Annotated in this window: 16 protein-coding genes and 1 pseudogene; 10 read left to right on the top strand and 7 right to left on the bottom strand. The window is 70.1% G+C overall.

From position 1 onward, the window contains the following. The first annotated feature begins 1 nt into the window (after position 1). Genes ACFULQ_RS17805 through ACFULQ_RS17785 form a run of 5 tightly spaced genes read left to right on the top strand, consistent with a single transcriptional unit; the run spans position 2 to position 6,573 of the window. Positions 2–961 (top strand): ABC transporter permease, encoded by a 960-nt coding sequence (locus ACFULQ_RS17805; RefSeq protein WP_383544558.1) that lies wholly within the window; start codon positions 2–4, stop codon positions 959–961. Next, a complete protein-coding gene (locus ACFULQ_RS17800; RefSeq protein WP_383544555.1) occupies positions 958–1,881 on the top strand; it encodes an ABC transporter permease in 924 nt (307 codons plus the stop codon). Before ACFULQ_RS17805 ends, ACFULQ_RS17800 begins: the two co-directional genes overlap by 4 nt. After that, positions 1,878–3,569: a dipeptide ABC transporter ATP-binding protein gene (locus ACFULQ_RS17795; RefSeq protein WP_383544552.1), complete on the top strand. Its 1,692-nt coding sequence runs from the start codon at positions 1,878–1,880 to the stop codon at positions 3,567–3,569. The genes ACFULQ_RS17800 and ACFULQ_RS17795 overlap by 4 nt, the downstream gene beginning before the upstream one ends. Next, a complete protein-coding gene (locus tag ACFULQ_RS17790; protein ID WP_383544549.1) occupies positions 3,566–4,624 on the top strand; it encodes an LLM class flavin-dependent oxidoreductase in 1,059 nt (352 codons plus the stop codon). Before ACFULQ_RS17795 ends, ACFULQ_RS17790 begins: the two co-directional genes overlap by 4 nt. Continuing rightward, a complete protein-coding gene (locus ACFULQ_RS17785) occupies positions 4,621–6,573 on the top strand; it encodes an alpha/beta hydrolase domain-containing protein (protein ID WP_383544546.1) in 1,953 nt (650 codons plus the stop codon). The genes ACFULQ_RS17790 and ACFULQ_RS17785 overlap by 4 nt, the downstream gene beginning before the upstream one ends. 31 nt (positions 6,574–6,604) lie before the next feature. On the opposite strand, the gene ACFULQ_RS17780 is transcribed toward ACFULQ_RS17785, so the two are convergent. From ACFULQ_RS17780 to ACFULQ_RS17760, 5 genes and pseudogenes are all read right to left on the bottom strand, one after another. Further along, positions 6,605–10,285 carry a family 78 glycoside hydrolase catalytic domain gene (locus ACFULQ_RS17780; RefSeq protein WP_383544543.1) on the bottom strand — a complete coding sequence of 1,227 codons (3,681 nt, stop codon included), beginning with the start codon at positions 10,283–10,285 and terminating at the stop codon, positions 6,605–6,607. A 249-nt stretch (positions 10,286–10,534) separates the two neighbouring features. Then, positions 10,535–10,828 (bottom strand): annotated as a pseudogene (locus ACFULQ_RS17775) (transposase); the annotation flags it as partial. Between the two features lie 285 nt (positions 10,829–11,113). Next, positions 11,114–11,980: a hypothetical protein gene (locus ACFULQ_RS17770; RefSeq protein WP_383544540.1), complete on the bottom strand. Its 867-nt coding sequence runs from the start codon at positions 11,978–11,980 to the stop codon at positions 11,114–11,116. Between the two features lie 226 nt (positions 11,981–12,206). Continuing rightward, positions 12,207–12,695: a hypothetical protein gene (locus ACFULQ_RS17765; RefSeq protein ID WP_383544537.1), complete on the bottom strand. Its 489-nt coding sequence runs from the start codon at positions 12,693–12,695 to the stop codon at positions 12,207–12,209. 537 nt (positions 12,696–13,232) lie between these two features. Then, positions 13,233–14,375 (bottom strand): helix-turn-helix domain-containing protein, encoded by a 1,143-nt coding sequence (locus tag ACFULQ_RS17760; RefSeq protein ID WP_383544534.1) that lies wholly within the window; start codon positions 14,373–14,375, stop codon positions 13,233–13,235. Positions 14,376–14,703: 328 nt separating this feature from the next. Here ACFULQ_RS17760 and ACFULQ_RS17755 point away from each other — a divergent pair, with 328 nt between their 5' ends. Continuing rightward, positions 14,704–15,153: a DUF2690 domain-containing protein gene (locus ACFULQ_RS17755; RefSeq protein ID WP_383544531.1), complete on the top strand. Its 450-nt coding sequence runs from the start codon at positions 14,704–14,706 to the stop codon at positions 15,151–15,153. A 432-nt stretch (positions 15,154–15,585) separates the two neighbouring features. On the opposite strand, the gene ACFULQ_RS17750 is transcribed toward ACFULQ_RS17755, so the two are convergent. Both ACFULQ_RS17750 and ACFULQ_RS17745 read right to left on the bottom strand, forming a co-directional pair. Continuing rightward, entirely contained in the window at positions 15,586–16,335 is a 750-nt protein-coding gene (locus ACFULQ_RS17750; RefSeq protein ID WP_383544528.1) for an SDR family oxidoreductase, read from the bottom strand. 158 nt (positions 16,336–16,493) lie between these two features. Further along, positions 16,494–17,399, bottom strand: a complete 906-nt coding sequence (locus ACFULQ_RS17745) for an AraC family transcriptional regulator N-terminal domain-containing protein (RefSeq protein ID WP_383544525.1) — start codon at positions 17,397–17,399, stop codon at positions 16,494–16,496. A gap of 144 nt (positions 17,400–17,543) precedes the next feature. On the opposite strand from ACFULQ_RS17745, the gene ACFULQ_RS17740 reads away from it, so the two are divergent. The 4 genes from ACFULQ_RS17740 (at position 17,544) to ACFULQ_RS17725 (ending at position 20,445) form a co-directional block, all read left to right on the top strand. Beyond that, the gene (locus tag ACFULQ_RS17740) at positions 17,544–17,870 is read left to right on the top strand and encodes a putative quinol monooxygenase (RefSeq protein WP_383544522.1); all 327 of its coding nucleotides are present in this window, start codon (positions 17,544–17,546) and stop codon (positions 17,868–17,870) included. Positions 17,871–17,950: 80 nt separating this feature from the next. Beyond that, positions 17,951–18,904 (top strand): alpha/beta hydrolase fold domain-containing protein, encoded by a 954-nt coding sequence (locus tag ACFULQ_RS17735; protein ID WP_383544519.1) that lies wholly within the window; start codon positions 17,951–17,953, stop codon positions 18,902–18,904. Between the two features lie 58 nt (positions 18,905–18,962). Further along, positions 18,963–19,985 (top strand): LLM class flavin-dependent oxidoreductase, encoded by a 1,023-nt coding sequence (locus ACFULQ_RS17730; protein WP_383544516.1) that lies wholly within the window; start codon positions 18,963–18,965, stop codon positions 19,983–19,985. A 118-nt stretch (positions 19,986–20,103) separates the two neighbouring features. Continuing rightward, on the top strand, positions 20,104–20,445 hold the full coding sequence (locus tag ACFULQ_RS17725) for an SCO0607 family lipoprotein (protein WP_383544514.1): 342 nt from the start codon (positions 20,104–20,106) through the stop codon (positions 20,443–20,445).

Here is a 20,445-nt window from a genome sequence, read left to right as displayed (position 1 = left end):
CGTGCGCCGCTATGTGATCAAGCGACTCGCGCAGGCGGTCGGGGTGCTGTGGGCGGCGTACACGGTGTCGTTCCTGGTGCTGAACTGGCTGCCCGGTGACCCGGTCACCGCGATGGCCGGTGCCGGGCTGGACTCGGGCGAGGTCGATCCGGCCCGGCTCGCCGCCCTGCGGCACGAGTACGGCTTCGACAAACCCGTGCTCGTGCAGTACGCCGACTATCTGGGACGGGCGGTGCGCGGGGACTTCGGCAACGCGGTGTCCACGGGCCGCCCGGTGACCTCCACGCTCGGCGACGCACTGCCCCAGACCCTCCAACTGACCAGTGCCGCCCTGCTGTTGGCGGTGCTGCTCGGCGGAGGCCTCGCGGTGCTGGCGACCTACACCTCGCAGCGGTGGCTGCGGCAGCTGCTGCTGTCGCTGCCGCCGCTCGGGGTGTCCGTCCCGACGTTCTGGGTGGGGCTGCTGCTCGTGGAGGCGTTCTCCTTCCGGCTGCGCTGGTTCCCCGCGTTCGGCAACGACGGATTCAGGGGGCTGGTGCTGCCGGCCCTCACCCTGGCGGTGCCGACCGGTGCGCAGATCGCGCAGGTGCTCGCCAAGAGCCTGCTCACCGCACTGGACCAGGCGTATGTGGAGACCGCCCGGGCCAAGGGCGCCGGCCGGTGGCGGGTCCATCTGCGGCACGCGCTGCGCAACGCGTCCCTGCCGGCGCTGACGGTCGTCGGCCTCCTGGTGGGACAGCTGATCGCCGGTTCGGTGGTCGTCGAGACGGTGTTCTCCCGCGACGGCCTCGGCCGGGTCACCGCGGCGGCGGTCACGGCGCAGGACATCCCGCTGGTCCAGGGGGTAGTGGTGTTCGGAGCACTGATCTTCGTCATGACCAACCTCGTCATCGACCTGGTCTATCCCCTCCTCGACCCCCGGATCGTGGTCACCTCGGGCGGAAAGGCGGCCCTCGCATGAGCCAGAGCCTTGTCGACGACTCCGCCGAAGCGGCCCTGGGACTGGCCCGCCCGGTCGAGACGCGGCCCGACCCCGGTCCCGGCCGCCGCGTGGACGTACGGCGCCTGCTGCGCTTCGCGGTGCGCCGCCCCGGGCTGCTGCTGTCCGTGGTCGTCCTGGTGCTGGTGGTGCTGGCCTCGTTCCGGCCCACCCTGTTCACCTCGCAGGATCCGCTGAAGGGCGTACCGTCGCAGAACTTCCGCGGCCCGAGCGGCAGTCACTGGTTCGGCACCGACGAGCTGGGCCGTGATGTGTTCTCCCGGGTCGTGCACGGCGCCCAACTGTCCCTGAAGGCGACGCTGATCGCCGTACTCGTGGCGTTCGTGGTCGGAGGTCTGCTCGGGGTGGTCGCCGGGTTCGTGGGCCGCTGGGTGGACGACGTGCTGATGCGCTTCGTCGACGTGCTGCTGTCCATCCCCGCGCTGTTCCTGTCCCTGGCCCTGGTCACCGCGCTGGGCTACGGCACGGTGAAGGTGGCGGTCGCGGTCGGCATCGCCAGCGTGGCCGCCTTCGCGCGGGTGGCGCGCTCGGAGGTGCTGCGGGTACGGCAGGCGGTGTTCGTGGAGGCGTCGCGCGCGAGCGGGGCCCGCTGGTACTCGGTGCTGGGCCGGCACGTCCTGCCCAACGCGGCGGGCCCGGTGGTCGTGCTGGCCACCCTCGACTTCGGCTCCTCCATCCTGGCCGTGTCCGCGCTGAGCTTCCTCGGCTACGGCGCGCCCCCGCCGGCCCCGGAGTGGGGGACATTGATCTCCGACGGCCGCAACTACCTCGCCAACGCCTGGTGGTTGACCGCACTGCCCGGGCTGGCGATCGCCGCGACCGTACTGGCCACCAACCGCATCGCCCGGGCACTGGACGGCGAATGGTCCCGGCAGCGATGACCGACGAACGTGAGAACGGTGAGCACGTGAGCGCACCCCTGCTGGAGATACGCGATCTGTCGGTGTCGTACCGCACCCGGGGCGGCACAGTCGCCGCCGTCCGCGGCGTGGACCTCGACGTCTGGCCGGGACAGGTGACGGCGGTGGTCGGCGAGTCCGGCTCCGGCAAGAGCACGACCGCGCACGCGATCACCCGGCTCCTGTCGGCGAACGGCAGCATCGACACGGGCACCGTCCGCTTCGGCCGGCACGACCTGGCCACCCTGTCGGAGGCCGAACTGCGCACGGTACGCGGGGCCCGGATCGGGCTGGTCCCGCAGGATCCGACGGTCTCCCTGAACCCGGTCAAGCGCATCGGCGACCAGGTCGCGGAAGTGCTGCTGATCCACGGTCTGGCGACCCGCCGCTCGGCCCACGCCGAGGCGGTCGCCGTCCTGGACCGGGCCGGACTGCCCGACGCGGCCGTCCGGGCCCGGCAGTACCCGCACGAACTGTCCGGCGGCATGCGCCAACGCGCCCTGATCGCCATCGCCATCGCCGCCCGGCCCGAGCTGATCATCGCCGACGAGCCCACCAGCGCGCTCGACGTGACCGTGCAGCGGGTCATCCTCGACCATCTCCAGCGCCTCACCGAGGAGTCGGGCACCGCGATCCTGCTCGTCACCCACGATCTCGGGGTCGCCGCCGACCGGGCCCAGCGGCTGGTCGTGATGTCACAGGGCAAGGTCGTCGAGGCGGGCCCCACCCAGGACATCCTCGCCGACCCCCAGGACGCCTACACCCGCCACCTGCTGGCCAGCGCCCCGAGCCTGACCACCGCCCGGCCCCGCACCCCGGCCCCCCACACCCCACCGGACGCGGCACCCCTGGTCGAAGTACGCAACCTGGTCAAGGAGTTCAGGCTGCCCCGCACCGGGGACGGGCCCCGCACCCTGCGCGCCGTCGACGACGTCAGCTTCACCCTCCACCGCGGCCGGACCCTCGCCCTGGTCGGGGAGTCGGGCTCCGGCAAGTCGACCACCGCCCGCCTGGCGCTCCGGCTCGCCGACGCGACCGCGGGACAGATCCTCTTCGACGGCACCGACGTCACCACCGCCAAGGGCGCCCGGGCCAGGCAACTGCGCCGCCGCGCACAGCTCGTCTACCAGAACCCCTACGCCTCGCTCGACCCGCGCTTCTCCATCAGTGATGTGATCACCGAGCCGCTGCGCGCCTTCAAGGTCGGCGACCGCGCCTCCCGGGTCACCCGGGCCCGCGAACTGCTCGACCGGGTGGCGCTTCCCGCCGCCACACTGGAGCGCCGGCCGGCGGAACTGTCCGGCGGGCAGCGGCAACGCGTGGCGATCGCCCGCGCCCTCGCCCTCTCCCCCGACCTGGTGGTCTGCGACGAGCCGGTCTCCGCCCTCGACGTGTCCGTGCAATCCCAAGTGCTGGACCTGCTGGCGGAGTTGCAGGCCGACACCGGGGTGGCCTACCTCTTCATCTCCCACGACCTGGCCGTCGTACGGCAGATCGCGCACCAGGTCGCCGTCATGCGCAACGGCCGCGTCGTCGAGGCGGGCCCGCCGGAGGAACTGTTCACCCACCCGCGTCACGAGTACACCCGCGAACTGCTCGCCGCCATCCCCGGCGGCCGGGTCACCACTGCCACCCCCGAGACCGCCACGAGCCGAGGACCAGCGTCATGAGCGTTCCCACCATCACCTCCTTGGCCTTTCTCACCCCGGGCAACTTCGCTGACGACGACCCCTACACCGGCCTGGAGGAGACACTCCAGCTGTTCGAACACGGTGAGCGGCTCGGCTACGACGGCGCCTGGATCCGCCAGCGCCACCTCGAACACGGCGTCGGATCGGCTGCCGTGTTCCTCGCCGCGGCGGGCCAGCGCACCGAGCGGATCGAGCTGGGCACCGCGGTCATCCCGATCGGCTACGAGAGCCCGTTCCGCCTGGCCGAGGACCTGGCGCTCGCCGATGTCCTGTCCCGCGGCCGCCTCCAGGTCGGCTTCAGCACCGGCATGCCGCACGCCCACCTGCTCGGCGACCTGGTGTACGACGGCGACTGGCGAAGCTTCGACCTGTCGTACGGCAGGATCGCCCGACTCGTCGACAACCTGCGCGGCGACTACCTCGGCGGCCCGGACACCGTGATCCACTCGCCCGGCAACATCCAGCGGCCGCGGCTCCAGCCGCACAATCCCGGGCTGGTGGAGCGGATCTGGTACGGCGGAGGCAGCCTGCGCTCGGTCCGCTGGGCCGCCGACAACGGTCTCAACCTGCTGTCCGGCAACATCGTCACCGGCGAGGACACCGACGACTTCACCACCGTCCAGCTCAACCTGCTCTCCGAGTACCGGCGCGGCCCGGGCGAGGAGCGGCGGGCTGCGCGGGTGGCGCTCGGGCGGGTGATCGTGCCCTTCGACAGCGCCGACGCGGCCACCCGGGCCCGCTACCGGGACTACGCGGCCAGTCGGCACGAACGCACCCTGAAGCCGCAGACCCTGGCGGCGCTGGGCCCGAAGCGGATCCTGTTCGCCCCGGACGTGGTCGGCACCGCGGAACAGATCCTGGAGCAGTTGGCGGCCGATCCCGTCCTGGCGCAGGTGTCGGAACTGCGCCTGGAGCTGCCGTACGAGTTCCACCGCGAGGAGTACGAGCAGATCCTGCACGACGTCCGGGAGCTGATCGCTCCCGAGCTGGGCTGGCGCCCCGCCGCCCCGGCGCTCCAGGGGACGGGCCGGTGAGTCCTGTCCGGCTGGAGGTGCACGCACGCGAGCCGTTCGCCGCGGGCCACCACTTCGCCGGCGCCGGGGCGTACGAGGTGCTCACCGCCACCGCCCACTACGCCGTGGACCCGAAGTCGGCCGCCAACCGGGTCATCCCCGACCTCGACCTCGTGCCGCCCGACAGCACGGGCGCGGTGCGCTTCAGCGGGGACGTCGAGATCCTGCGTCCGGTCGACGGCGGGCGCAGGAGGCTGTTCTTCGACTGGGGCAACCGGGGCAACAAGCGGGCGCTCCAGTACTTCTGCGACGCCCCGCACACCAACCGGCCACGCACGCTCGCCGACGCCGGGAACGGCCATCTGATGCGCCGCGGCTACACCGTCGTCTTCGGCGCCTGGCAGGGCGACCTGCTGCCCGGCGACGGAAGACTGCTGCTCGACCTGCCCGTGGCGGGGCAGGGCGGGGAGCCCGTGCGCGGCCTGACGACAGCCGAGTTCATCGTGGAGGCACCCACCGCCTCGCTGCCGCTGTCCCGCTGGTCGAGCACCAGGTCCTGCCCGGTGAGCGCACGAGGCGAACACACCGCCCGTCTCGCGCGGCGGCGCTATCCGCACAGCACACCGGAGGAACTCCCCTCCGGAGCCTGGCGGTTCGCGAGAGTGCAGGGCGGCGGCAGCGAGCTCAGGACCTCGGCCGCGGCCGTCGTGCCGAGCCGGTACGACCTCCACGTGGACGGTGGGTTCCAGCCCGGCTGGATCTACGAACTCGTCTACGAGGCCGAGGGCCCGCTCGTCCTCGGGCTGGGCCTGGCCGCGGTGCGCGACCTGGTCAGCCATCTGCGGCACGACCCCGCAGGGCCGGCCGGTCCCGTGGACCACGCCTACGGATGGGGACGCTCCCAGACCGGCCGCGCCATCCGCGACTTCATTCACCTCGGCTTCAATGAGGACGCCGAAGGCCGCCCGGTCTTCGACGGGCTGCTGCCCCACGTCTCCGGAGCCGGCCGGCTCGGCATCGAGCGCTTCACCAACCTGACCGTTCCGGGCGGCCAGCAGTACGAGGACCACCTCAGCTCCGCCGACACCTTCCCCTTCGCCTACGCCGAGACGGTCGATCACCTCACCGGCGAGCGGGACGCGATCATGAAGCGGCCCACCGACCCCAAGGTGCTGCACACCCAGACCTCCACCGAGTACTGGCAGCGCAGAGGATCGCTGGTGCACACCACCACGGACGGCCAGGACCTGGGCTTCCCGCCCAACGCACGCGGGTATCTGTGGTCGTCGAGCCAGCACGTGGCCGACCCGTCCGCCGGTGCCCCCACCAAGGGGATCTGCAACCACCCGCAGAACACCGTCGCCACCTCGGCCCTCTTCCGCGCGGTCCTGCACGCCCTCGACGCCTGGGTGAGCGAGGGCGTGGAGCCGCCGGCCAGCGCGGTGCCGACCGTGGCGGGCGGCACCCTGGTGACGATGGACGTCTGGTCGCGCCAGTTCCCCGCCGTGCCGTCCGCCCTGCCTCCCCGTGGCCCCAACGAGCTGTACGCCGTGGACCGTTCGGCCGTGCCACCGGTCGCGGACCGCACGCGCGGATACACCGTGCTGGTACCCGCCGTCGACGCCGACGGCAACGAAACCGCGGGCGTACGTGCTCCGATGGTGGCCGTGCCGCTCGGCACCCACACCGGCTGGAACACGCGGGCTCCGGGTCAAGGGCACGGTGCGCTGCACGAGTTCAGCGGATCCACCTTCCCGTTCGCCGCCACGGAGGACGAACGGCTGATCACCGGCGACCCCCGCCCCAGCGTCCAGAAGCGCTACCGGGACTCGACGGACTACGTCGCCAGGATCGGGGCCGCCGCCGAGGACCTCGTGGCCCGGCGGCTGTTGCTCCAGGAGGACCTCGAACGCGCGACGGCGGCGGCAGCGGACTGGTCGGCGCCACGTCACCGCTTCGACCTGCCGTGATGTTCAGGCGACCGTGGCTTGCCGGACGGGATCATTCGGCGTTGAAACGGTATTGGCCCGCCCTCACCCGGTAGACCTTGTAGGCAGCACCGCCGGACGTGTCATCGCGGACGAAGGCGGCGCCCCGGGGCGCGGTGACGGGTCGGTTCTGGGTGGGCACCCAGATCTCGGCCTCCGTGTTGTACGGGACGCCGACCGCGAGGTCGATCCTGCCGTCCGGGCGGCGCCGCCACGTCGACGACACCTTGCCGCGCACGGTGTCGATGGAGGCGCTGACCTGGTCGAGGGTCGAGGGTGCCAGGTCGGTGTCCTGGACGTCCTTCGGCACCCGGCTGTTGACCGCGGCCGCGGGGATGTACGGGCGGATGCGCAGCGTCTCGTAGGCAGTTGAGGTCGGCCTGATGCCGGCCAGGCTCTGGTAGAACCAGGTCGCCACGTTGGACCGGTAGTGGTGGTCGACCGACAGCCGGTCCGTCCACTGCTCCCACAGTGAGGTGGCGCCCTTGGCGATCTGGTGGACGTACCCGGGGACGCCGGTCTGGGTGACGGCCTTCAGCGCGACATCCGTGTGGCCGTACTCGCTGAGGATGTTGAACTCGTAGCGCGAGCCGTACATGTCGTTCTGGATGTGCTGGTCCGCTGCCACGATGCGGTCGGCGAGCAGCTCGGCGAGGGCCTTCTTGTTCTCCTCGACGGTCTGCGTCCCGGCGAGGTGGCGGGGGTCGTCGGGGGCGAGGTCGGAGCCGGGGACCAGGTCGAAGGCGATGGCCATGGCGTTCTCGCTGGAGATGCTGCCCTGGGTGAAGCAACCCTTTGACGGGTCCCAGTAGTTGGCGATGAACGCCTTGCGGAGCGTCCCTGCCAACCGGGCGTAGTGGGCGGCCCGTTCGGTGCGGCCGAGGCGGCTTCCCACCTCGTCCATGTAGTCGCAGAAGTGGATGTAGAAGGCGAGGCTGATGACGGCGTTGCTGCCCGGGGGCTCGGCGCCCGAGTAGGCGCCCAGCGAGGCCTCGAACTTGTAGCCGTTCTCGGCGGTGAACAGCGTCTCGTAGTACCTCAGGAGACTGTCCTGGTGGTCGTAGAGCTCGGCGAACAGGCTGCTGTTGCCGTAGTACGCGTACAGCTCCCACGGGATGACGAAGTACGCCGAGTCCCAGGCCGGGACCGCCTTCCACGCGGCGTTCCAGCCCGGTGTGCGGTCGTATCCGTAGCCGCCCTTGGCGACGGGCACGATCATGGGCAGTTGGCCGGTGGAGATCTGGTTGTCGGGGAAGTGCCGCAGGTAGGTGGTGAGTACGGCGTTGACGTCCCAGGTGAGGCATTCGGACTCGGAGCTGGCCATGGCGTCGCCGGTCCAGCCGTTCTTCTCCCGGGACGGGGTGTCGGTGGGCTTCTGGACGAGGTTGTTCTGCTCGGCCCACTCCAGGTTGCGCTGGAGGCGGTTGAGCAGGGCGTTGTCGGTGGTGAAGGTGCCGGTGCGGGCGAAACCGGTGCGGGCGACACCGACGGTCAGGACGTCCGCGTCGCGGGTGAGGTCGGGGGCGCGGCCGAGGACGGCTTCGAGGTTCATGACCTCCAGGTAGCGGAAGCCGAAGTGGCTGAACTGCTGTTCCCAGCTCTGGGCCGAGCGGCTGCCGACGGTGTAGTAGTGCGTCTGGAGGTTGGCGTCGTGCTGGAAGTTCTCCTCCTCGACGGAGAGCGGCGAGGCGGCCGTGCCGTCGCCGGCGACGATCCGGTTGCCCCCGCGGATGCGCAGGGTGAGCCCCTCCTTGTCCGGGCGTATGCCGGTGAGTTGGAGGTGGACGAGGCCGGTCAGGATCTGGCCGTAGTCCAGGACCCAGGTCTTCGAGCCGGGCGCCGTCTCGGTGAGCGAGACCGGGCGCAGCGTCCGGTCGACCAGCACCGGCTCGGCCTCATGGGCGCGCAGCACGGCGGGCTTGAAGCCCTCGGGGATCGTCGTGGCGGGGAGCGCGCCGTGGTACTTGGGCGAGGGGCCGGAGCAACTGCCCGGCGGGAGCAGGACGGTGGCCGGACGCCAGCCGCGGCCGGGGCGGTGGCCGGGTGAGCGCCACTCCCCCAGCTGGTCCGCGCGCCGGGCGTCGTACTTCTCGCCCGAGTAGACGGAGTCGAACGTCGTGGGTCCGTCCGCGGTGAGCCAGTCCTGGTCGGTGACGAGCGTGGTGGCCGATCCGTCGGTGTACGTGACGACGAGCTTCGCGCGCAAGCGGGGCTGGCCGACGTAGGGGGCGAGCTGCCAGTACCACTCCTGAGGGGTCGTCACTCCGTACCAGCCGCGTCCGAGTTCGGCGGCGAGCACGTTCGGTCCGCCGGCCTCCAGCAGCTCGGTGACGTCGAAGGTGTCGTAGAGGACCGTGCGGTCGTAGGTGCTCTGGTCGGTGAGCAGCCGGGGGACGTTGGTCCGGCCCGGGTTCGCCCGCCGTCCGTCGACGGTGATCGGGCCGCCGTTGACGGTGAAGCCGACGTTGCCCGCGGCGCTCAGGTGCAGGCGCGCCTTGGCGATACGACGTCCGCGGGGCAGCGTGAACGCGCGGCGCAGCACCGGAGCCGGGTTGGCGATGGGCAGCACGCTGTTCTTGGACGGGATGTAGGGGTTCTTCGGCGGGAAGGTCAGACCGTCGAGGGTACTGATGCCGTTCTCGAACGGGTTGGCGCCCATGGTCAGGTCGACCGCGAAGTCGCGGGCGCCGGTGCCGGTCACTTCGACGCTGCGCACGGTGGCGGAGGTACCGCCGGCGAAGCCGAAGCTGCCGTGGCGGCGGATCTGGTCCCCGGAGAGCGCACGGCTGTCGACTTCGACGCCGTTGACGGTGGTGGTCACGGTGAGGCCGCGGGCGGCGACCCGCACCGTGTGGTCGCGGGTGGCCCAGGTGTCCTTGGTGAGTCCGGTGTAGGCGGGGAGGGTGACCGTGCCGACCGGAACGCTGCGGGTGCCCGCGGTGGTGGGGTTGGTCTCGCTCTGGGGGTCGTAGTGGTTGACACCCCAGTCGGGCTCGGAAGTGCCGTCGTCCACCCAGGTGTTGCCCGCGTAGTGACTCGTCCTCATGACCAGCTGCATGTCGGCGCCGCTCTGGCGGATCGTCCAGTTGAGACCCTCGCCCCAGGTCTTGCCGATGGGTTCGGCGCGCAGCAGCAGGGAGAGGCCTGCGGTGGGGTCGCTGCCGCCGCGGAAGACGACGGTCGCGGTGAGGTCCTTCCAGTCGTGGTCCTGCGTCACGCGCCCACCGATCCACTGCGCGCCGGACCAGTCCTTCTCCCCCTTCAGCAGACCGGTCTCCCACACAGCGGGCTCGCTCCAGGGGCCGGGCTGTTCGTTCTCGTCCCAACTCCGAACGCGCCAGAAGTACGGCTGCTCCGACCGCAGCGCGCCGCCCCCGTAGGCCACCGCGGTGCTGTTCGAGCTCGCCACCCTGCCGCTGCGCCAGACGTCGGCGCTGCCGGGCCTGGTGCCGACCTGGATCTCGTACCTGGTCTGCCTGGCCACCTGGGGAACCCAGCTGAACGCCGGCGCCGTCTGTGTGCCCAGGGGTTCGACCCGGGAGTTGACCCGCAGGTCCACGGGTGCGGAACCGGGCCTGGCCGATGCCACGGCGTTCGACGCGGCCGCCAGCGGGAGCGAGGCTCCGGCTGCTGCGGCCGTCATGATGCCGAGCATGTGCCGACGGCTCAGCGCACTTCTGTTCTCCTCGGTCACGGATCGGATTCCTCTCATGAGCGCACCGCGCTGGAACAGGGGTGTCCCTCCCCTGTGCAGGTATTGAATCGTTTCAATACCTGCCAAGTGGAAAGCTTATGAGTAGGCGTGGCCGAAACACAATGGTCGGGGATTGATGACGCATGCAGGGGTGTCGCTGGGGAGCACGTTGCGGGACTGGGGGGCGGCAGGGTGTGCTGCACCCGTAACAGAGGCCGCATCGGCGATGACTTACCGAGCGTTTCAGAATCAGGCTCTGAGGCGGCGGAGGCATATGAGGCTGCAGGCGAGTTCAAGCAGGCTCTGATGGAGATCGCTGCGTCGTACGTAGCGGATGCGGAGCCGTTTGAACTGGTGCAGCCAGGCGAAGGCGCGCTCGACCACCCAGCGCACCTTGCCCAGTCCGGGTCCATGGGCGAGGTCACGTCGGGCGATCACGGGCTTGATGCCGCGCTTACACAGCAGGCGAAGGTACTTGTCGAGGTCGTAACCTCGGTCGGCGTACAACCGTCGGGGCATGCGGCGGGGCCGTCCACGCAAACCAGGGTTCTCCAGACCTTTAGATGTCTCACGAGACAGCGGGTGCATCTCCGGCTGAGCTCGATGACGAGCGGCGTCACCGTCGTGACGCAAGAGGTACGACGATCGCCGACTGGCTCGAGATCTGCTCACGGAGAGCCGCGTTCTCGGCGTACAGGGCGGCGATGACGGTTGCTGCGGCGTCGACTTGATCCTGGAGACGGTCGCGGTCTCGGGGTGTCAGCGCAATTCCCCGGCGTGAACGGATGGTCGAGGATCGGGTAGAAATGGGCTTTCCAGTGCCGGGTATCAGCTGCTGAGGTCGAACACGCCCCAGGTTGTGAACGGCTCGGACTGGACGTAGATCCTGCTTCCTCGGCCGACAACCCGCCGACGGCCGGGGGCAGAGCCATCGGGCGGCGTGAGCAGCCCGACGTCCGTTGACTCGACGGATGTTTCGATGATCTCTCCGTGGGCAAGTCGGTCCCGCTCCTCGCCGTAGCCGCCGTAGAAGGCGACCCGCTCACCATGGACGGCCACCGCTTTGGCGCCCCGTACGCGGTTCGCCCACACCCTCACGGGCCGATCGGTGCGGTCGGGGCGTATCTCGACGAGCGGGAAGTCCGTGTATGGGCACGCCCAGGCGGTGGTGCCCGACACGTTCAGGGCGTAGCAGTCGAAGAGACCGGGGATGCGGGCGTCATCTGACGTCCACGCGAGCCGGCCCGTGGCGCTCCAACAGCGGATTCCCACCGGGTTCTCGTCGAAGTGCCCTACCCAGATACGGCTGGCCTCGTCCACGAGCAGGTGCTCGATGGCGTCCCCGACGGAGAAGGACGAGGCCTCACGGCCGAGCGCGTCGAAGACCTGGACCTGGTTCGCGTCCTCGTATCGGCGGACGCGAGACGCGGCGACGACAAACCCGCCGTCGGGCAGGCGGTCCAGGCGCGGCCAGCGGGCCCGCACGGCGCTCAGCTCGGTGAGTTCGACGTTGCCGCCCGGATCGACGGAAACGACCAGCGCGTCAAAGGGCAGGACATCGCCGCCGGGCTGCGGAGCGCGTTCGGCAAGCAGCCAGTGGGCGCCGCCGAAAACGTCGACGGTACTGGTCAGGACGTGGCGGTCGTGGTGCGCTTGGGGCAGGTGGGCGTAGGGAACGAGGACGGTCTTCTGCACGGTGGGCTCTCCTGAGTGGGCGGTCGGTCACGGCCATCGGGCACTGCGGTGCGGCGATCGGCGGCGCGCGAGCGGTGGAGAGCGGAGCGGGGCGCCTAGAGGGCATGGCCCTTTCTGGTCGTCATGAGGTGATCCTGGTCGACGTCCGACCTGGGGACAAGCGATTTCGGGTGTAACTGAGCGCTCCAGTCGGCACCGTTCGCCAACTGGAGCGCTCACTCGGGTATCAGCGGAACCAGACGACGAGGCGTACGTTTTCCGGGCCGTGGACCTCGCTGAGAACAGACATCACGCGCCAGACCCGACCCCAGTCGGTGTCGGTCCCCGCGGCTGCGGCGCGGCTTCGTGTGCCGGAGGCGTCTGTCTCCTGCCAGTCGGTGGCCTCGAGCTCAGCCCAGGTCAGCCAGGTAGTTCCGTGCACGTCGTCCGGGCCTCCGTAGGCCAAGAAGTCCCTGCGCAGCCCATCCGAGGCGTCATGTGGGAAGCCGCGCCCTTCGGCCAGGGGCCGGAAGCCAAAGGAGTTGCGAATGCCGAAGAGACAGGCCAAGCCGTCGTAGGCGTTGCCCCTGTTGAGCAGGAAGAGGTCGATGCCGGCTTCCCATACCGAGTCCTCGTCCTCCGGTCCCCACAGCCGGGCCCCCGGCCGACACTCGATCACTCCGCTGACATCGGTTGACATGCCCGCGATCCTGCCCCGTCCCCGCAGTCGCTGCATGCGCATTTCGCTTCGGCATCACGCGCGACTACGCCGGATCCGTACATCCAGGCAGTCGGAGATGAGCTCCGTGCGTTCGGACGACGAAGCCAGGGCCGCAGGGGCCGTTCCTGGCTAACGGCGCACGTGTCGGTGTCAGTCGGCACGAACTCGATGTCGTCTATCTCGAAAAAGTCACACAGGCTCGAACGTTAAGGGCAGTCCCCGCCCACCTCGCGATGTTCAGCTAGGCGTCGCGGGCGTCGGTCTTGCCGCACGGGGGGCAGGTCGGCGATCCGGACACGCCGGCCTGGTGACCACCGAGTTGACGTGGACGCCCGGCGCTTGAGCGCGCTCAGGTGGAGGGGCGGCTGGGCGACGCGGAGCGCACTCGCTTCATCGCTTTGGTCGACGACGCCGACGCGCCGTCGACCAAGCGGCGACGGAGCCCCGGCTCGGTCGTCGTGGTCCGCCCCAGCGAGCCGCTACCCCACCTCCCGTGGTCAGGGGCCGTGTGGAAGCCCCAACCCTGACACAACCCGGCGTGCGATCCCGCGGTCAGTTCTTCTTCGAGGCCGTAGGCGAGGCCGAAGACGGGGTGGCCGGTGCTTTGCCCCGTAGGGCGCGCTCGCAGTGTGGCCAGTCGTGGAAGTCGCGGTCGCGGGACCACAGGCGTTTCGCGGCCTGGATGTTCCATTCGGGGTCCAGCGCCTTGAGCGGGGTCCCGCCCAGTTCGCGCAACCGGGTGTCGGAGATCTGGAACAGGCCCCAGTTCCTGCTGCCGTTGGTGTTCGGCAGGATGTGCAGGGGGTCCAGGAAGGACTGGCAGTCGGCGATGGCGACGGCGTCGTCCGGTGCCTCGTCGAAGACCTCGCGGATACGCTGGCGGGCTTTCTCCGGCGACCAGGTGTCCATGCGGGCCTTCGACTCGTAGAGCGCCGTCTTGGTGTCGGTCGTGACGACGCCGTTCGGCGGGAGTCCGGCGATGACCTGGAAAGCCGTCACTCGGCGCAGGGTCTGGGGACCGAAGTCGCCGTCCACGCCGATGACGGCGCCACGACGCTCGAGCAGCGTCTGTACTTCGCGTACGCACTCGTCGTGCTGGCCCATGCTCACGACGGGCGAGCAGGGGGCGGAGAACAGGGTTCGTGGATCTGCCTTGTCGGCCGGCTCCTGGGGGGTGGAGGTCAGGGACATGGCCCAGCCGACGGTCCCGAGAACGGTGACTGCGGCTGCGGCGGTCAGAGCGAGGGTCCGACGAGTCACCGGGAGACGACCGGGTTTTGTCCTCGGCTCCTCGGGGCCGGGAGCGGAAGCCGGGTTCTCAGTCGCGGTCGAGACCGGGTCTGCGGAATCCGCTACCTCGGTGTCAGCCACCGCTGCCTGCCCGGCTTCGGCCTTCTCCCGTACGACATCGCCGTGCGCGCTCTCCTCCTGCGGCACCCGCCTCTCGCGCTCCGTGTCGGCGAGAGCCCACAGCCGGTGCAGTTCGCGCAGTTCGGCGGAGGTGGCACCGCAGGCCGTGCCGATGCGGTGCACGACGCCGTAGTCCTGCGGGACCGACGAAGCCGCGCAGTAACGGTGCAGGCTGGAACGGCTGATGCCGGCCCGCTGCGCGAGAGCGTCGTAGCTGAGCCCGGATCTCTCCTTCAGCGCGCGAAGCTGAGCGGCGAGCCGCTCGACCTCCTTGTATTGGTTCACGGAGAACCCCCCTGTCGGCGCATGCCGGCGGCCCGATGCTCCACCGACTCGGGACGCGGTCACGATCCCGGCGGTCCAATGTGCCAGAAGTTGCCTGACCGAGGCGGGAGTTGGTCGTTCCGGATGCCGACGGACGCTCCGCCCGCATCCCAGGCGGCTCCCAGCCGCACCACGAACACGCAGCTCAGGGGGCGAGTGAGAGTGTCAGCGTCCCAGGCGGTTCCCTTCCGCTTGTCCGATTCCGGGAGAGCCCGCCACCGTGTCGCCGTCGGTGCCGACGACGGCCCCGTCACTGGCTCAACTCCGCGTTACGGACATGGGAGAACAGATGAGGAACAGCACCACCTGGGTACGCACCGCGGCCGCGCTTCTGCTGGCAGGCGGCGGACTGCTCGCGGGAACGCCGGCTCACGCGGCCGCCACGGCGTGCTCGGGGTCGGCCTGCGACGGCAAGGACCCCTCCGTCTACTGCCAGGGCGACGCGCGGACCGTGGAGAGCACCAGACTCGGGCAGGCGCTGCTCGAACTCCGTTACAGCCCCAGCTGCCGCGCCGCTTGGGCCCGGATCTCCAACGCGGGCTATGACACGCGGGACCAGTTCACCCCGTACGCCACGGTGCACCGCAACAGCGACGGGCGTGAGTACTCCTGTTCCGTGCCCAACGGCGACACCGACTGCTACACCCGCATGGTCAACGACGCCAATGTCACGTCGTACGCGAAGGGGATGTGGGACAGCGGCGCCCGCATCTACGAGGACCGCACCGCTTCCTACTGAGCGTCCTGCTGAGGTGCGACGCTTTCAGGCCCCCTGATCTCCGAGGCCGGCGTCCCACCTCCTGATACGCACCGCCCCCTTGCGGAGCTCGGCCCGAGCGGCACGCCTTCCAGCCGCTCGGGCCGCTCGGCTTTCAGGTCTCGATCAGCCTTGAGTTCCGGCCCGCCCTCCAGCGGCAACCACCGTCACGGCGCGAGAACCCCGCCGACAAAGGCCCTTTCGGGGAGGGAGGCGAGGAGGACCGAGCGACCGCATCGGTGAGAGCCGCACCGAGGCGGGCTGCGATCTCGGCGTCATCCGGGCGTTCGAACACGCTCGCACGGACACCCAGGCCGCCCTGGAACTCGGCGAGAACAACACCCGCGCCCACACAACACAGTTGACGCCACGATGTCGGTGTCGGTGTACGTTCCAAACGGCCTGCTCGGTCGGCTACTTCGCCTGCGCGAGCCAGTGCGCGTCCGGACCCGCGGGAAAGCGCAGCTGGCCGGTCGTGTCGTGGACGGCCCGCCACACCGCCTCGGCGACATCGGTCTCCTTGGTGAACAGCTCCTGGCCGGTGAAGGAGTTCATGGCCTTCTTCGCCCACGGCGCGTAGGGCGCCGGGACCAGCTCGTCCGGTGCGGCGCCCTGCGTGGCCCGGGCGGCGAAGTTCGTCGTCAGGCAGGCGCCCGGCTGAACCGTCTTCGCCCGGACGCCGAAGGGCGCGAGTTCGAGCGCGAGGGACGAAGTGAACCCCTCGACGGCCGACTTGCTCGCCTTGTAGACGGCGGAGAGCGGCATGTGACCCAGCACCACGCTGGAGGTCACGTTGACCACCACACCTGAGCCGCGCTCGCGGAACTGGGGCAGCACCGCCTGCGTGGTCGCCATGACGCCGAAGGTGTTGGTCTCGAACACCTCCCGCACCTGAGTCATCGGGGTGCCCTCGAACACGCTGATCGAGGGCACGCCCGCGTTGTTGACCAAGGCGTCGATGGGGCCCGCCGCCTCGATCGCGGCCGTGATGCTCGCCGGCTCGGTCACGTCGAGTGGGACGACGCGCATCCGGTCCGATTCCGGCAGGACGCCGGTACGGGGCGTGCGCATCGTGGCGATGACGTTCCACCCCTGCTCGTGGAAGTGGACGGCGGTCGCCCGGCCGTATCCGGACGAGGTACCGGTGATCAGAACGGTCTTCATGCTGTGCCCCTCGGCGTTGTGGTGGGATGCGCGGAGCATTGGCACTTTCCTGCTCCGCCGAAGAATCAACAACCCCATTGGACCGCTCTGACCTGCACGAACACTAGAACTATCCTCGCTGCCCCTTGCTCGATCCTCCTGCGCTCAGGCTGTGTCGCTCAGGGCAGGACGCTGGTGGGGGCGCGCACGGCTTCGCGCAGGCGCGCGGCGTCCCGGCTGGGCGGTGCGCCGAACTGACGGCGGTACTCCCGGCTGAACTGGGAGGGATTGTCGTAGCCGACACGCTGGCCGACCCCGGTGACATCGCCCGGGTGAGTGGCGAGTAGCAGTCTGGCCTCCTGGAGCCGGATCTGCTTCTGGAACTGAATGGGGCTCATCGCGGTCACCGCCTGGAAGTTGCGGTAGAAGGCGGAGGCGCTCATGCCCGACATGCGGGCCACGTCCTCGACCCGGAAGGGCTGTGCGTAGTTCTCGCGGATCCAGCGCACGGCGCGCGAGACATGGCTGAGGCTGCTGTCGGCGAGGCCGAGCTGACGGACGGCCGCGCCCTGCTCGCTGGTGATCAGCCGCCACAGGATCTCGCGTTTGACGAGCGGCGCGAGTACGGCCCGGTCGCGGGGCTCGTCCAGCAGCCGCAGCAGCCGGACCACGGCGTCGAGCAGGGCGGGCGGAGCATCGCTGACGGCGATCGCGGAGGGCGCGCCCCCTCCGGTGCGAGGGGTGTCTCCGGGACCGGCCTGGAGGAGCAACTCGGCGACGGCGGACGGATCCAGGATGAGTCCGAAGCCGAGGGCCGGCTCCTCGGGGGCGGCCTGGGTGAACTGTCCGGTGACGGGGAGGTCGACGGACGCGACCAGGAACTGCCCCGGACCGTACTCGTAGACCCGGTCGCCCAGGGCGAGTCGTTTGGCGCCCTGGGCGATGACCGCGAGCACCATGCCGGACATGGACGGGGCCGGCGGATCGGGGCGGTCGACCCTGGAGACGAGGACGCCGTCGATGGCGGTCGTCCAATCCGGCCCGGCGTGCCGGGCGAGCAGGGTTCGGAGCTCTTCGAGAGGCATGGAGCCATTGCAGCACCCTTGTGGGCCATGGCTCCCGTCTTCGCGAGGATCGTGCAAGTGCGGGCGAGCATCGTTCTATCGTTTCCGCAGGTCAGGCCGTTTGAATGGAGTCACTTCACTCCACCACCGGCCGAAAGGACGACCGTGAACGCCACATACGGCTTCAGTGCCACCCTCACCGCCAAGCCCACCCTGGGAGACCGGCTGATCGACCTGCTGCTGACCGGCCTGAACGAGGGCAGCCCCGGCGCGAGCGAACACTGCGTCGTCTACCTGGTCTCCCGCTCCGCGTCCGCCCCGGACGTCATCCATGTCACCGAGGGCTGGACCAGCGAGGACGACCATCACCGCATCTTCGCCGGTACGGCCGCTCAGGCCCTCGTGGCGCAGATCGCCCCGCTGCTGGCCCGGGAGCCCGAGTACACCGATCACGTCCCCGTGGGCGGCAAGGCCGCCTTTGTGAACACCTGATCGGACCCCCGTCCCGCCACCCCGGCACCAGGCGCCCTTCCCAGCCCGACCGTCCGACACCTCGACGAAAGACGACGACCATGACCTTGGCACGCCCCGCCCTGGACCCCGAACTGCGTGAACTCCTCGCCGACATGCCTCTCATGTCCCAGCTCACCCCCGAGGTCCTCGCACAACTGCGTCAACTGCCCTCGACACCCGTCGAATCCCTTCTCCAGCAGCGACAGGTCGACCGGCGCGAGATCACCGTGCCGGCCAAGGACGGCACCCCGATCCCCCTGACCGTCCTCAGCCCCGCGCACACCGATCCCAGCGCGGCCGCCCTCTGCATCTACTGGATCCACGGCGGCGGAATGATCATGGGCGACCGCTACTCCCAGATCGACATCCCGCTGGAGTGGCTCGACCGGTTCGGCGCGGTCGTCGTCTCCGTGGACTACCGGCTGGCACCGGAAGCCACCGGGACCGCCCTGGTCGACGACTGCTACCAGGGACTGCTGTGGGTCGCTGAACACGCCGCCGACCTGCACATCGACCCCGCCCGGATCGTCGTCGCCGGCGCCAGCGCGGGAGGCGGACTCGCCGCCGGCGTCGGCCTGCTGGCCCGCGACCTGGACGGTCCCCCGATCGCCGCGCAGATGCTGATCTGCCCCATGCTCGACCACCGCAACGCCTCCACCTCCAGCCGCCAGTACGCCGGTACCCCCGGCGTCTGGACCAGCGAGATGAACGCGTTCGGATGGCGCTCGCTCCTCGGAGACCTCACCGACGCCGAGGTCTCCCCGTACATGTCGCCGGCCGTGGCCCAGGACCTCTCCAACCTGCCGACCACCTACATCGACACCGGCTCCGCGGAGGTCTTCCGTGACGAGGACACCGACTACGCCACCCGCATCTGGGCGGCCGGCGGCCAGGCCGAACTCCACGTCTGGGCCGGCGGCTTCCACGGCTTCGACGCCCTGTATCCGCAGGCACACATCTCGGCCACAGCACGCCGCACCCGTACGGACTGGCTCGCACGGGTCGCGTCATAGGTACGCCCACGCCGCAGGCCGCGGGGAATGAACGCCCACCTTGATTGTTGAAAGCGGTATGAAAAAGATCGGGTTCCTGTCTTTCGGGCACTGGACGCCGTCGCCGCACTCGCAGACGCGCACCGCAGCGGACGCACTTCTCCAGGCGATCGACCTCGCGGTCGCCGCGGAGGAGCTGGGCGCCGACGGCGCGTACTTCCGCGTCCATCACTTCGCGCGGCACTACGCCTCGCCGTTCCCGCTGCTCGCGGCCATCGGCGCACGTACCAGCCGGATCGAGATCGGCACCGGCGTGATCGACATGCGCTACGAGAACCCGCTGTACATGGCCGAGGACGCGGGCGCCGCCGACCTGATCTCCGGTGGCCGGCTGCAGCTCGGCATCAGCCGGGGATCCCCGGAGCAGGTCATCGACGGCTGGCGCCACTTCGGGCAGTTGCCGGCCGAAGGGGCCACCGACGCCGACATGGCACGCGCCCACACCGAGCGGCTCCTCGAGGTGCTGACGGGCGAGGGATTCGCGCAGCCCAACCCCAATCCGATGTTCTCCAACCCGCCGGGGCTGCTGCGCATCGAACCGCACTCCGAAGGCCTCCGGGACCGGATCTGGTGGGGGTCCGGCTCGAACGCCACCGCGACATGGGCGGCCGGCCTGGGGATGAACCTGCAGAGCTCGACCCTCAAGTACGACGAGAGCGGCGAACCGCTGCACGTCCAGCAGCGCAAGCAGATCGAGGTTTACCGCGAGGCGTGGCGGGAGGCGGGGCATACGCGCGAGCCGCGGGTGTCGGTCAGCCGCAGCATCTTCGCGCTGGTCGACGACCGCGACCGCGCCTACTTCGGCCGTGAGGGCAACTCCAAGGACCAGATCGGCTACCTCGACGCCGACACCCGCGCGATCTTCGGCCGTTCCTACGCCGCCGAGCCCGACGTGCTGGTCAAGCAGCTCGCCGAGGACGAAGCGATCGCCGCCGCCGACACCCTCCTCCTCACCGTGCCGAACCAGCTCGGAGTCGCCTACAACGCCCACGTGATCGAGAGCATCCTGACCCACGTGGCTCCGGCCCTCGGGTGGCGCTGAGCCCATCGCTCGAAAGATTGAGCATCTGCGCGGCCGCCTCTGAGTACGAGTGCTCAGGGGGCGGCCGCCGTCCGGCGACGAGAGTGGAGGCACACCGGACAACAACAGGGAGAACATCATGACCACGCCTCGCATCGACCGCCCTGCCCACTCCGGCCTGCGGCGTCAAAGGGCGGGCGTCGGCGCCGTGTTGGCGAGCGCGGCAGCGGCGCTCATGCTCACGGGATGCGCGGGGTGGGAGTACCAGGAGAACATCTGCAGCAGCGATGAGTACCCCGTGCTGTACGTGGGCTCGACCGGCTCCGCCTGCGTGTCGGACGGGGAGGAGCCGACCTCCGGGTACGCGAGATACCCCAAGGGCAAGGTGCCGCAGGTGGTCGGCGACAAGTGGGACGTGTACTGGGAGACCCACACGCTCGACAAGAACGGCAAGATCATCGACGTACCGCAGGCGCACTGA

It is taken from the genome of Streptomyces sp. NPDC057253 (genome assembly GCF_042669125.1).
GTDB lineage: Bacteria > Actinomycetota > Actinomycetes > Streptomycetales > Streptomycetaceae > Streptomyces.
The sequence above is the reverse complement of the archived record's forward strand: the minus strand, read 5'-3'. Positions and strand labels throughout refer to the sequence as shown.